Consider the following 12,188-nt stretch of genomic DNA (forward strand, 5'->3'; position numbering starts at 1 on the left):
AGTGCTTTTATATTGTTGATTCCGGACGAAGAACCGTTGGGCCTGCATGTGGCAATTTTTGCGGATGATCAATGTTATAGTGTAAACCTCGGCTTTCTTCTCTATCCATTGCACAACGTATGATGAGTTCGGCAACTTGGACTAAATTTCTGAGTTCTAATAAGTGATTGGATACTCTAAAGTGTTGATAATACTCTTCAATTTCTTGTTGCAGTAATAAGCAGCGTCTTAATGCTCTTTCTAAACGTTTATCTGAACGGACAATACCGACATAATCCCACATGAAGAGTCTCAGTTCATGCCAGTTATGTGCGATGACGACTTCTTCATCGGAATTTGACACTTGACTATCATCCCAAGGGGGAATGTCATTGGGCATACGGACCTTGTTAAGTTGGTTTTCGATATCTTCGCTAGCTGCTCGAGCAAAGACTAGACACTCTAACAAGGAATTACTTGCTAGGCGATTGGCACCGTGCAAACCGGTATAAGCCACTTCGCCGATAGCATAGAGTCCATTGATGTCAGTTTGTCCGTGTAAGTCGGCCATGACCCCCCCACAAGTGTAATGCGCTGCTGGCACAACTGGAATAGGATCTTTTGTAATATTAATACCCAGTTCAAGACATCGCTGATAAATGGTGGGAAAGTGTTTAATGATAAAGTCTGCCGGTTTATGGGTAATATCTAAATAGACACAGTCCGCTCCGAGCCTTTTCATTTCAAAGTCAATGGCTCGAGCAACAATATCCCGAGGCGCTAATTCGGCGCGTTCATCAAAATCAGGCATAAAACGGCTGCCATCAGGCCGACGTAGATAGGCTCCTTCTCCTCGTAAGGCTTCAGTAAGCAAGAAATTACGTGCGTCGGCATGATAGAGGCAAGTGGGATGAAATTGATTAAATTCCATATTGGCGACTCGGCAGCCAGCGCGCCAAGCCATTGCAATGCCATCACCAGACGCGACATCTGGATTTGACGTATATTGGTATACTTTTGAACTGCCACCAGTGGCAAGGGCAACAAAGCGAGCTTTGATGGTTTCAACTTGTTCTATTTGTCTGTTCCAAACATAAGCGCCTTGTACACGGTTGCCTGGACGATTCAACTTGCGTGTGGTGATAAGATCAATGGCGTTGTATTTTTCAAAAACACGTATATTAGGGTGTTTTTTTACACATTCTTGTAAAGTCACTTGGACTTCTTTACCTGTAGCGTCGGCAGCATGTAAAATGCGTCTGTGGCTGTGACCACCCTCACGGGTTAAATGATAAGCTGCGTCAGCAGGAATGTGACCGTCTTCGTTTTCTTCTTTATCAAAGGCTACTCCACATTGAATGAGCCAGCGAATGGCAGATTGCGCATTTTCAGCTGTAAAGTTTACCACGCTGGGGTCGCAAAGGCCGGCACCTGCGATCAGTGTATCGGATACATGGGACTCAATGGTATCGTCTTCGTCAAATACTGACGCGATGCCACCTTGGGCATAATAAGTGGATCCTTCACTTAGAGGACCTTTTGAAAGTAAAATAACCTTTGACTTTTCAGCAAGGTGTAATGCTAAAGTAAGGCCAGCTGCGCCGCTGCCAATAACCAAAATGTCAGATTGGTGTTCAACTACTTGTTTCATCGGGTATCATAGTATCTTCTGTGGGTCTGGTTATAGTAAACTAAGATGGATATTATGGATACAGGCTGATTGCATGTAGAGTCTATTCATCATTTAAATATTTTTTTAGAACTTTTTTTTCATTTGTGAGTCTACATACTAGATGTATGAATTCGAGCGACTGAGAGATCAGTACAGATTTAGGAGTAGTCGGCTCGAATGAGTGGACAAATAAGTGATCAACAATTAGTTGAGCGTGTACAGCGCGGTGATAAAAATGCCTTTAACCTTTTGGTGTTAAAATACCAAAATAAGGTGGCGAATTTGGTTGTTCGTTATGTACGAAATCAGGCTGATGTGTCCGATATCGTACAAGAAGCTTTTATTAAAGCCTATCGAGCGCTGCCAAACTTTCGTGGTGAAAGTGCTTTTTATACATGGTTGTACCGAATAGCAGTCAATACTGCAAAAAACCATTTGGTTGCACATGGAAGACGTGCGCCAGCCAATGATGTCGATGTTGAAGATGCTGAATACTATGACGGTAGTGATGTGTTAAAGGAGTTTGCTTCTCCCGAGCGCTTATTATTGTCAGATGAAATTCAGAAGGTTGTTTTTGACACGCTAGAGACATTACCACAAGAATTGAAAATGGCTATTTCGTTACGTGAGCTTGATGGAATGAGCTATGAAGATATTGCTAATGTTATGGATTGTCCAGTGGGGACAGTACGATCGCGTATTTTTAGAGCTCGAGAAGCAATCGATAAAAAGCTACAGCCTTTGCTGGAGCGATAGCATTTAAATTGATACAGGTAGAGAAATGGATAAATTAGGTCAGGAATGGGTGTCTGCAGCCGTTGATGGCGAAGTCGATGAAAAGACGTTAGCTGATTTAGCTAATGATCTCGACTTACATGAGCAGTGGCGAGATTACCAAATCATAGGTGATGCGATGCGTAATGAATTACCCACAGCATTAAATATTGATCTATCGATGAACATCGCCGAAGCCATTGAGCAGGAGCCTTGTCACAATATGACTCATGCGAATAATCAACAGCATGAGAGCAAAGTATCTGAGGTGGCGCCAAAGCAAAGTCAATCCTCAAAAATCATTCCTTTATTTAAGCAATTTGGGCAATATGCTATTGCGGCGAGTGTGGCTTTAGTGGTAGTGGTCAGTGTTGATAATTACAACAAGGACACCAGTGTTGATACGAGTCCCTTATCTGTGCTCAATACTCGGCCATTAGTGGGTAGTGTGTCGCCGGTGAGTTTGCAAACGGGTGCTGTACAATCGAATTCAGCTTCAAATGCTAAAAATGATCAGCTTGCTGAGCAACGATTACGTATCAATGCCTATATTCAAGATCATCAATTACAACAAAGGTTGAATAATGATATGAATATAGATGACAATAGCCAAATTCAGGCCTTACCGAATCAGTAGATATTTATGTCATCAATTTTTAATAGGGTTAACGTGCGCGTGTTTGGGTTGGCTCTTTTGGCTTTGTCGTGTCCTGTTTGGGCACAAGAAGCCATTTCTGCGAAAGCTTGGCTAGAGAATATGAGTCAGGCCTTACACGAGAAAGAATACAAAGTTTCCGTTATTCAGCTTCAAGCTGAGCATATAAGTCCCCTTGTTTATATTCATGGAAAAGTGGATAGCCAAGAAGTGGCATTTCTTGAATACCTCAACGGTCCACCTCAAAGTGCTGTAAGAGTTGGGGATACAGTGAGTTTCATTGAATATCAACAGGCACCTTATAGCGTAAATGCAAAGCGGATCCCTGGCGTGCTGCCTGTTGGTTTTTCCAGTAATATCGATAGATTAGAGTCAGGCTATCAATTTGTGCTAGGAGGTCGCAGCCGTCTGGCTGGACGACCAAGTCAATTGGTGCGTTTAATTCCAAAAGATGATTTTCGATACGGTTATCAAGTTTGGCTAGATCTAGAAACCGCATTACCTTTGCGATACGATTTATTAACTAAAGATAAACAGCTACTTGAGCAATTATTAGTGGTGGAGTTATTAGTGTTAGATAAAGCGCCTGCTATTTTAATTGAAGCTAAGAAACAAGAGTGGCCTTCCGTTGTGGTACAAGCTTCTAGCTCTAAAAAAGAGCAATGGCACTTTAGCTGGTTACCTCAAGGTTTTACGGTACAGACAAATGATCAACATCGATTGATAGGTAATAATGAATCGGTTGAATACATAGCATTAAGTGACGGTTTGGCCAATATATCAGTTTATATTTCTAAAGTGGGGGAAAGTCCTTTGCCTGAAGGTTTAGTGACGCGTAATGGTTTGGGGTTGTCGGCTGTAGTCGTGGGGGATCGTGAGGTGGTTGCTGTGGGTAAAGTGCCCAGTGAAACCTTAACGCGCATTGCGAAAAGTCTTGTTATTGGTGCCCATTGAGGATTATCTTATGATGGAAGAAATGGCCAAGGTGGTTGCATGCGATGAAACTGGCTGGATAAGAGTGGAAGTTAAGATCAAAAGTGCCTGTAATCATTGCGATAATAGTGAGTCTTGCGGAACTTCTGCTGTTTCTCAAGCTTTTTCTTCAAAGTCACAAGAGTTTTCAATTCTCAGTGATCAATCTTACCCTGTTGGTGAGTGGTTAAAAATTGGTTTACCAGAAAGTGTGATTTTAAAAGCGGCGGCTTTAGTTTACTTGTTTCCTATTCTTGGCTTTTTTCTGGGGGCGTTTTTTGCGACGCGTATTTTTGCGTTTTCAGACTTATTTACATTTATATTGGGCATCCTTGGAGCAAGTTTGGCCTGGGGATTTGCTCGAGCAAAAGCATCGAGAATGGAGGAAGCGGCTCGGCCTGTTATTTTAGCGCATATTGGACAGCGAATTAATTAAAGCGTTTGATCCTAGAATCTATTATTGTATTTAATTAACTGTTTGAAATTAATGAGTTATTTAATTTCTATGGGCTTTTATAGGTGGCCTTTTTCGTTTTTTTTGTTATTATGTTACCAATCAAGATTGGTATTGTCTGTTTGATAAGGTACAATTCCGCACTTTTAGAATTCTTTTCAACTTCGAGTTTAGTCATCCCAGCATAATGAAGCATATAAGAAACTTTTCAATTATTGCCCATATCGACCATGGCAAGTCGACTCTATCAGACCGCCTTATTCAAGATTGTGGAGGTTTGTCTGATCGTGAAATGGCTGCGCAAGTTCTAGACTCAATGGAGCTGGAACGTGAGCGTGGCATTACTATTAAAGCACAGAGTGTCACTTTAGATTATAAAGCTGATGACGGTGAAACTTACCAATTAAACTTTATTGATACGCCAGGTCATGTTGATTTCTCTTATGAGGTTTCTCGCTCTTTAGCGGCATGTGAAGGCGCATTGTTAGTCGTTGATGCAGGTCAAGGTGTTGAAGCGCAAACGCTGGCAAACTGTTATACCGCATTAGAAATGGATCTTGATGTGGTACCGGTTTTGAATAAAATCGATTTACCTCAGGCCGATCCTGAACGTGTTGCTGATGAAATTGAAGATATTGTGGGAATTGAAGCTGCTGACGCGGTGAGATGCTCTGCAAAAACAGGCTTAGGCATCAAAGCGGTATTAGAAGATATCGTCTCTAAAATTCCACCGCCAGAAGGGGATCCCGATGGACCGCTTCAAGCACTGATCATTGATTCTTGGTTTGATAGCTATCTAGGTGTTGTATCCTTAGTTCGAATCAAAAATGGTGTATTGCGTAAAGGTGATAAATTTAAAGTCATGTCAACAGGTCAGACACACAATGCTGATCGCGTCGGTATTTTTACGCCTAAGCAAACCGATACCAAAGAGCTGAGTACGGGTGAGGTCGGTTATGTGATTGCTGGCATTAAAGAGATCCATGGCGCCCCAGTTGGGGATACATTGACACTGGCTAAACACGGTGCTGAGTTACCTTTGCCTGGCTTTAAAAAAGTCAAGCCGCAGGTCTATGCGGGTGTATTCCCGGTTTCGACTGATGATTATGAAAGCTTTCGTGAAGCGTTAAACAAGCTGAGTTTAAACGATGCATCACTTTTCTTTGAGCCTGAGACTTCTTCGGCGTTAGGCTTTGGTTTTCGAATTGGTTTCCTCGGCTTGCTGCACATGGAAATTATTCAAGAGCGATTAGAGCGAGAATATAATCTTGATTTAATTACCACAGCGCCAACGGTTGTGTATGAGATCCTTGGGACCAATGGTCAGGTTCTCTACGTTGATAATCCGTCTGATTTGCCCGCGGTGAATAATATCGAAGAAATGCGCGAGCCTATTGTAGAGACAAATATCTTAGTGCCTAAGGATTATTTAGGTAATGTGATCACTTTATGTGTTGAAAAACGTGGCGTACAAACCAATATGGTGTATCACGGCAATCAAGTGGCGATTACCTATGATATGCCGATGGCTGAAGTCGTCATGGATTTCTTTGATCGCTTAAAATCAACCAGTCGCGGTTACGCTTCTTTAGAATATAATTTCAGACGTTTTGAGCAAGCGGATATGGTTAGACTGGATATTTTAATTAACGGCGATCGTGTGGATGCGCTAGCAATGATTATTCATAAATCTAACGTACGTTATCGTGGGTTAGCCTTAGTGAATAAAATGAAAGAACTTATTCCACGGCAAATGTTTGATATTGCTGTGCAGGCGGCCATCGGCAGTCAAATTATCGCGCGCTCTTCCATTAAAGCGTTACGTAAAGATGTTACCGCTAAATGTTATGGTGGTGATGTATCTCGTAAGAAGAAATTACTGCAAAAGCAGAAAGAAGGTAAAAAGCGCATGAAGCAAGTGGGTAACGTTGAAGTACCACAAGAGGCCTTTTTAGCTGCGCTTAAGTTGAATGATTAATGACAACTTGCTGAATCGAGATGAGTAAGCTCAGTTGCGCCGCAGTTTTATGCGGCGCTTTTATTCATTATCGCTAGGAATGTGTGTCATTATTCAATGGATAAGTTTGCTTTAATTGATGATTTATTAATAATTTAAAGCAGTGTGTTATGGTATAAAATAGGATGAGCAATCATTGATTACCGATATCTATTGTATGTCGCTGATTTTTGATTGAATAATTAATGATTACTATTGCTTTGATAGTGATTGACTTAACTTAAAAGTGGCAGGAGTGCGTTAACTATGGCAGCTTATTTTTCTCTCATTTTAGTTCTTGTAACGCTGTTTAGTGGCCTAATATGGTTGGTCGATGCACGTTTATTTGCTCCAAAACGTCGAGAAAAGTTGGCGTTGGCACAAGCCGCGACAGCGGAGTTGAGTGAAGAGAGTGCGGCGAAAATCATTCGAGAGCCTTCTATTGTCGAAACAGCGCGTTCTATCTTTCCCGTTATTGCGTTTGTTTTGGTATTACGTTCTTTTATTTATGAGCCTTTTCAAATTCCATCAGGTTCGATGATGCCCACATTGCTTGTTGGGGATTTTATTTTAGTTGAGAAGTTTAGCTATGGATTAAAAGATCCTGTTTGGCGTAAGAAGTTAATTGAAACTGGAGAGCCAAAACGGGGTGACGTTGCTGTCTTTAAATATCCTGAAAATCCTAAAATCGATTATATTAAGCGGGTTATTGGCTTGCCCGGTGACACCATTATATATCGAAACAAACAGTTGTATATAAAACCGGCTTGTATGCAAGGACGTATTGATTGTCCAGCTGCTGAGCAAGTGAAACGGGTTGAAATCAATAGTGGTGAGTTTTTTCAAGATGGTACGCCTTTAATTCGTTATAAAGAGCAGTTAGGCGATGTGAGCCATGATATCCTCATTAATCCAGCTAGACCTGATATGATTAATTATTATTTTAGACAGCCCAATTTACCTGTTGGTGAGTTTATTGTTCCACAAGGCCATTATTTTATGATGGGCGACAACCGAGATAATAGTACTGACAGTCGATATTGGGGTTTTGTACCAGAGGCCAATTTGGTTGGAAAAGCCGTTGCGATTTGGATGAGTTTTGAATTTGACCGTAAACCTTCAGACTTTTTACCTACTTGGATCCCAACTGGTGTACGCTTTAACCGTGTAGGCGGAATTCAATAACTATGGAACCGATTAAAAATATCCCAAGACTTTGTCGTACTTTGGGTTATGAATTTATTGATGTGACTTTGCTTGAGCAAGCGTTAACACATCGTAGCGCTGCAAGTAAGCATAATGAACGATTAGAGTTTTTAGGTGATTCAGTCTTATCTATTGTGATCTCTGATGCGCTTTATCATCAATTTCCAAAAGCGAAAGAAGGTGATTTAAGTCGCATGAGAGCCACATTAGTGTGTGGCAAAATGTTGGCTGAGATTGCGCTGGAATTTAAGCTGGGGGATTATTTAAAACTCGGCCCCGGTGAGCTTAAAAGTGGTGGCTTTAGGCGAGAGTCTATTTTAGCGGATGCCGTAGAAGCCATTATTGGTGCGGTTTATCTTGATAAGGGGATTGAGCCCTGCCGAAAGTTAGTATTGACTTGGTATCAAAGCCGCTTAAAAACGATAAAGCCTGTGGATCAAAAAGATCCTAAGACATTATTGCAAGAACACTTACAAGGGTTTAAGAAGCCTTTGCCTGTTTATACTGTGGTTAAAACCGTCGGTGAAGCACACAATCAAACATTTACTGTTGAATGCATGGTGAAAGATCTGAGTGAGCCGATTGTTGGCGTTGCCAGTTCTCGACGTAAAGCAGAACAAATTGCCGCGGCCCAAGTGCTGGAGTTAATCAAGAAATGAGTGACAAAAAAGAAGAAGCACAAGGGAGTGTCGACCCCAGCTTAGATGAGCTACTTGCTCGTATGAATCAACCGAGTCAACAGGCCCAATATGATGTGACTTATTGTGGTATGGTGGCGATTGTAGGACGGCCAAATGTGGGCAAGTCGACGCTGCTGAATAAAATATTAGGGCAGAAAGTCAGTATTACTTCTAAGAAGCCACAAACTACTCGTCACCGTATTATGGGGATCCATACCGAAGGCCCTAAACAAGTGGTGTTTGTTGATACGCCCGGGTTGCATATTGAAGAGCGTCGTGCCATTAACCGTTTAATGAATCGTGCAGCTTCAAGCTCTTTAGCCGATGTGGCCTTAGTGGTCTTTGTGGTTGACGGCATGAATTGGACGGCCGATGATGAGATGGTGTTAAAGAAATTACACCATAATGATGATGGCCGAAAAATTGTATTAGCCATTAATAAAGTTGATAACATTAAAGATAAAGAAGCTTTATTTCCTTATTTAGAGCAAATGGCCACGAAATTTCCTTTTGATGAGATTTTGCCTATTTCTGCGACCCAAGGAACCAATATTCAACGCATATTAGATTTATCCTTAGCTGTGTTGCCTGAGTCACCTCATTATTTTCCTGAAGATTATGTGACAGATCGTTCTCAGCGTTTTATGGCATCTGAAATTGTTCGAGAAAAACTCATGCGTTTTCTCGGCGATGAATTACCCTATGACGCGACGGTTGAAATTGAGCAATTTTCTATGATGGAGAATGGCGTTTATCAAATTAATGCGCTTATTTTAGTTGAGCGTAGTGGCCAAAAACGTATGGTAATTGGTAAAAAAGGTGAACGTATTCGAACGATTGCCACTCAAGCACGCCTTGATATGGAAACTTTATTTGATAATAAAGTCTTTTTAGAAATTTGGGTTAAAGTCAAGTCTGGCTGGGCCGATGATGAGCGCGCGCTAAGAAGTTTAGGCTACGGAGAAGAATAAGCAGCATGACGGGTGAAGAGTAGGTATTGTTAAGCGGTAATATTTTATGTTACGTGGATATGTATTACACACTCGCCCTTATCGTGATAATCGCGTTATTGTCAACTTATTGGTTGATAATCAAGGGCGTGTCGACGCTATTGCGCGTTTAGGTGGTAAGAAAAATGCGACTCGCAGTATACTTCAACCTTTTCAGCCCTTGATCTTTGCTTTTTCAGGCGCAGGTTCACTTAAAAATTTAACTCAATTAGAAGCCGCCAGTCCAGCTGTGCCACTTGTTGGTAATGATTTGTATACTGGCCTTTACCTTAATGAGCTATTGATGCGTTGTTTGACTGTTGAGCACCAGGCTGAAGGGATCTTCCTTCATTATCACCAGACATTACTGTCTTTGGCTTTAGGGTTTAAAGAGCAAGATTTACGCTATTTTGAATTATCCTTATTGGAAGAGTTAGGTATTATGCCTTCTTTGACGATAGATCCATTAGACAACCCTATTCATGGTGACGGCTTTTATCGCTTACAGCCAGATAGTGGCTTTATACCTGTGTATCCAACAGCCTTTACGCAGCATAAATTCTTTCAAGGCAGTATGTTGTCTGCTTTAGCTCATCGCCAGTTATCAGAGTGTCACTTATTGGCGGCAAAAAAGCTTATGCGGCAACTTTTAGCACGTATTTTAGGCAATAAACCATTGTATGCAAGGGCGTTGTTTAAGCCGCGCCAACCTAATAGGCCACAATAGCCTGTGTGACACAGTCATTTATTGAAGTGTGAAGCGTTGTTGTTGTGTGTTAGCTAATTAACCAAAGGACATTTTCATGAGCCAGATTTTACTGGGCGTTAATATCGATCATATTGCCACTTTACGACAAGCTCGTGGTACAAATTACCCTGATCCTGTGCATGCTGCGGCAGTGGCTGAGCATGCCGGCGCTGATGGAATAACGGTGCACCTTCGTGAGGATAGACGGCATATCATAGATAGGGATATTCAAGTATTAGCGCGAACATTAAAGACACGCATGAATTTTGAAATGGCAGTAACAGATGAAATGCTGGATATTGCTTGCGAGATAAAGCCTCACTATGTGTGTTTAGTGCCTGAAAAAAGAGAAGAGCTGACCACAGAAGGCGGTTTGGATGTTGCTGGGCAAATGAGTAAAATATCAAGTGCAGTGCAACGTTTGAGTGAAAAAGGGATTCAAGTTTCACTTTTTATTGATGCTGATAAAGCACAAATTGATGCCGCTGTTGAAGTTGGCGCACCAGTGATTGAAATACATACTGGTGGTTATGCGGATGCACAGACTGAGATAGAAGCGAACAATGAGCTTATGCGCATTAAGAATATGGCAAAGTATGCTCATGCTAAGGGATTGATTGTTAATGCAGGGCATGGATTGCATTACCATAACGTGAAGCCTATCGCGGCGATCCCTGAATTGTATGAGCTTAATATTGGCCATGCTATTATTGCAAGGGCTGCCATTGATGGTTTAGCGACGGCAGTTAAAGACATGAAACGGCTAATGCAAGAAGGGCGTCGTGGTGAGTAGGTTTCTTGCCATACTATTGTGATGTTATGTAAAGAGGCGGTTTATGGCCATTGTGGGTTTAGGTACTGATGTTGTTGAAATTGAAAGGATCCATAAATTAGTGCAAAGTTCGCCATTAAAGCTTGCTAAAAGAGTGTTAACTTTAAATGAGCTGAAGCATTTTCAATCTGTGAATCAACCTGCTCGCTTCTTAGCAAAACGTTTTGCGGCAAAAGAGGCCGCAGCTAAAGCACTAGGAACAGGCATTGGACGTGGTGTATCTTTTCAACATATTGAAATCAAAAACGATGATTATGGTGCGCCGCATATTTCTTTTAGTCAAGGTGCTGCGGATAGGCTGGCTTTTTTAAAGGGAACTTCTGCTCATGTGACTATTGCAGATGAGTTACATTATGCCGTTGCTACCGTGATTGTAGAATCTTAAGTACAGTTTAATGGTATAAAAAATCCCACAATGAAATCATCATTGTGGGATTTTTTGTGGAAAATAGATTGTTAATAAAAGACTGCCTGCGCTGGTATTTGCATCTATTTTGAGTATATTAGAGTAAGCTGTGTTACCGTTATTTTGAAAGGAAGCCCATTAATGAGAAATGCCGTAGAGCGATTATCCACTTATAAAAGTGTTCATTTAAATAGGAATAATGTGAAGACACACTTCATTGGTGTACCTTTGATTGTCTTATCAGTGTTTATTTTATTAGCGTTAACACCCGTTGCGATATTGTTTGGCGATTATCGATTACCAATAGACAAACTGGCTGTGATTGTTCTATCTATTTATTACCTAATGTTGAATATCCGTTTGGCTTTAGGTTTGATACTTGTCATGCTCATTACTCTGCTTATTGCCAATATCATTGCTGATTGGACGGGAGCCATTTGGTTGGCAATAGGGTTATTTGTTATCGGATGGGTTATCCAATTTTTGGGGCATTATTTTGAAAAAGCCAAACCTGCTTTTATTGACGATTTAGATCAGTTATTGATAGGTCCTTTCTTTTTAATGGCAGAAGGATATTTTCATTTTGGTTGGCTATCGTCTCTTGAAGAAGAAATAACGGCTATCGCAATGGAAAAACGTCAGAAAATGAATAGTAAAAAGTGAAAGATTTGTTTGCGATGATGTAATTATATTTTTGGAAAATTATTATTATTTTTAACGTAATAGAGGTCATTTTTTGCATTTTGTTCCAATTTTTCATCGAGGTTAGCCTTTTCTTTTTTATGCCGTTAACATGGATGAGAATTAAAGTGCTAAGGATTTAAA

General features: G+C 40.9%; 13 protein-coding genes. 12 read left to right on the top strand and 1 reads right to left on the bottom strand.

The window, feature by feature from the left end:
• Nucleotides 1–7: 7 nt before the first annotated feature.
• A complete protein-coding gene (nadB, locus tag Q0791_RS03105) occupies nucleotides 8–1,630 on the bottom strand; it encodes an L-aspartate oxidase (RefSeq protein WP_299002606.1) in 1,623 nt (540 codons plus the stop codon).
• A gap of 198 nt (nucleotides 1,631–1,828) precedes the next feature.
• On the opposite strand from nadB, the gene rpoE reads away from it, so the two are divergent.
• The 12 genes from rpoE (at nucleotide 1,829) to Q0791_RS03165 (ending at nucleotide 12,026) form a co-directional block, all read left to right on the top strand.
• Nucleotides 1,829–2,407: an RNA polymerase sigma factor RpoE gene (gene rpoE / locus Q0791_RS03110; protein WP_299002607.1), complete on the top strand. Its 579-nt coding sequence runs from the start codon at nucleotides 1,829–1,831 to the stop codon at nucleotides 2,405–2,407.
• Nucleotides 2,408–2,432: 25 nt separating this feature from the next.
• Entirely contained in the window at nucleotides 2,433–3,062 is a 630-nt protein-coding gene (locus Q0791_RS03115) for an RseA family anti-sigma factor (RefSeq protein ID WP_299002609.1), read from the top strand.
• A gap of 33 nt (nucleotides 3,063–3,095) precedes the next feature.
• Nucleotides 3,096–4,034 (top strand): MucB/RseB C-terminal domain-containing protein, encoded by a 939-nt coding sequence (locus Q0791_RS03120; protein ID WP_299002710.1) that lies wholly within the window; start codon nucleotides 3,096–3,098, stop codon nucleotides 4,032–4,034.
• Between the two features lie 10 nt (nucleotides 4,035–4,044).
• Nucleotides 4,045–4,488, top strand: a complete 444-nt coding sequence (locus Q0791_RS03125; RefSeq protein WP_299002610.1) for a SoxR reducing system RseC family protein — start codon at nucleotides 4,045–4,047, stop codon at nucleotides 4,486–4,488.
• A 205-nt stretch (nucleotides 4,489–4,693) separates the two neighbouring features.
• On the top strand, nucleotides 4,694–6,484 hold the full coding sequence (gene lepA, locus Q0791_RS03130; protein WP_299002612.1) for a translation elongation factor 4: 1,791 nt from the start codon (nucleotides 4,694–4,696) through the stop codon (nucleotides 6,482–6,484).
• Between the two features lie 285 nt (nucleotides 6,485–6,769).
• Complete coding sequence (gene lepB, locus Q0791_RS03135) at nucleotides 6,770–7,687, top strand: signal peptidase I (protein WP_299002613.1); 918 nt, start codon at nucleotides 6,770–6,772, stop codon at nucleotides 7,685–7,687.
• A gap of 2 nt (nucleotides 7,688–7,689) precedes the next feature.
• On the top strand, nucleotides 7,690–8,367 hold the full coding sequence (gene rnc, locus Q0791_RS03140; protein WP_299002614.1) for a ribonuclease III: 678 nt from the start codon (nucleotides 7,690–7,692) through the stop codon (nucleotides 8,365–8,367).
• On the top strand, nucleotides 8,364–9,359 hold the full coding sequence (gene era / locus Q0791_RS03145; RefSeq protein WP_299002616.1) for a GTPase Era: 996 nt from the start codon (nucleotides 8,364–8,366) through the stop codon (nucleotides 9,357–9,359). Before rnc ends, era begins: the two co-directional genes overlap by 4 nt.
• A 46-nt stretch (nucleotides 9,360–9,405) precedes the next feature.
• Complete coding sequence (gene recO, locus Q0791_RS03150; protein ID WP_299002617.1) at nucleotides 9,406–10,104, top strand: DNA repair protein RecO; 699 nt, start codon at nucleotides 9,406–9,408, stop codon at nucleotides 10,102–10,104.
• Between the two features lie 76 nt (nucleotides 10,105–10,180).
• Complete coding sequence (pdxJ, locus tag Q0791_RS03155; protein ID WP_299002618.1) at nucleotides 10,181–10,918, top strand: pyridoxine 5'-phosphate synthase; 738 nt, start codon at nucleotides 10,181–10,183, stop codon at nucleotides 10,916–10,918.
• Between the two features lie 43 nt (nucleotides 10,919–10,961).
• Nucleotides 10,962–11,342 (top strand): holo-ACP synthase, encoded by a 381-nt coding sequence (gene acpS, locus Q0791_RS03160; protein WP_299002620.1) that lies wholly within the window; start codon nucleotides 10,962–10,964, stop codon nucleotides 11,340–11,342.
• 162 nt (nucleotides 11,343–11,504) lie between these two features.
• The gene (locus Q0791_RS03165) at nucleotides 11,505–12,026 is read left to right on the top strand and encodes an Mpo1-like protein (protein ID WP_299002622.1); all 522 of its coding nucleotides are present in this window, start codon (nucleotides 11,505–11,507) and stop codon (nucleotides 12,024–12,026) included.
• Nucleotides 12,027–12,188: the final 162 nt, after the last annotated feature.

The sequence above is a fragment of the uncultured Shewanella sp. genome, assembly GCF_947495455.1.
In the GTDB taxonomy this organism is placed as follows: Bacteria; Pseudomonadota; Gammaproteobacteria; order Enterobacterales; family Shewanellaceae; genus Shewanella.

Bases quoted from the DNA above. Each gene is read 5' to 3' on its own strand.
- nadB (WP_299002606.1), bottom strand. From the start codon at position 1,630: ATGAAACAAGTAGTTGAACACCAATCTGACATTTTGGTTATTGGCAGC.
- rpoE (WP_299002607.1), top strand. From the start codon at position 1,829: ATGAGTGGACAAATAAGTGATCAACAATTAGTTGAGCGTGTACAGCGC.
- Q0791_RS03115 (WP_299002609.1), top strand. From the start codon at position 2,433: ATGGATAAATTAGGTCAGGAATGGGTGTCTGCAGCCGTTGATGGCGAA.
- Q0791_RS03125 (WP_299002610.1), top strand. From the start codon at position 4,045: ATGATGGAAGAAATGGCCAAGGTGGTTGCATGCGATGAAACTGGCTGG.
- lepA (WP_299002612.1), top strand. From the start codon at position 4,694: ATGAAGCATATAAGAAACTTTTCAATTATTGCCCATATCGACCATGGC.
- lepB (WP_299002613.1), top strand. From the start codon at position 6,770: ATGGCAGCTTATTTTTCTCTCATTTTAGTTCTTGTAACGCTGTTTAGT.
- rnc (WP_299002614.1), top strand. From the start codon at position 7,690: ATGGAACCGATTAAAAATATCCCAAGACTTTGTCGTACTTTGGGTTAT.
- era (WP_299002616.1), top strand. From the start codon at position 8,364: ATGAGTGACAAAAAAGAAGAAGCACAAGGGAGTGTCGACCCCAGCTTA.
- recO (WP_299002617.1), top strand. From the start codon at position 9,406: ATGTTACGTGGATATGTATTACACACTCGCCCTTATCGTGATAATCGC.
- pdxJ (WP_299002618.1), top strand. From the start codon at position 10,181: ATGAGCCAGATTTTACTGGGCGTTAATATCGATCATATTGCCACTTTA.
- acpS (WP_299002620.1), top strand. From the start codon at position 10,962: ATGGCCATTGTGGGTTTAGGTACTGATGTTGTTGAAATTGAAAGGATC.
- Q0791_RS03165 (WP_299002622.1), top strand. From the start codon at position 11,505: ATGAGAAATGCCGTAGAGCGATTATCCACTTATAAAAGTGTTCATTTA.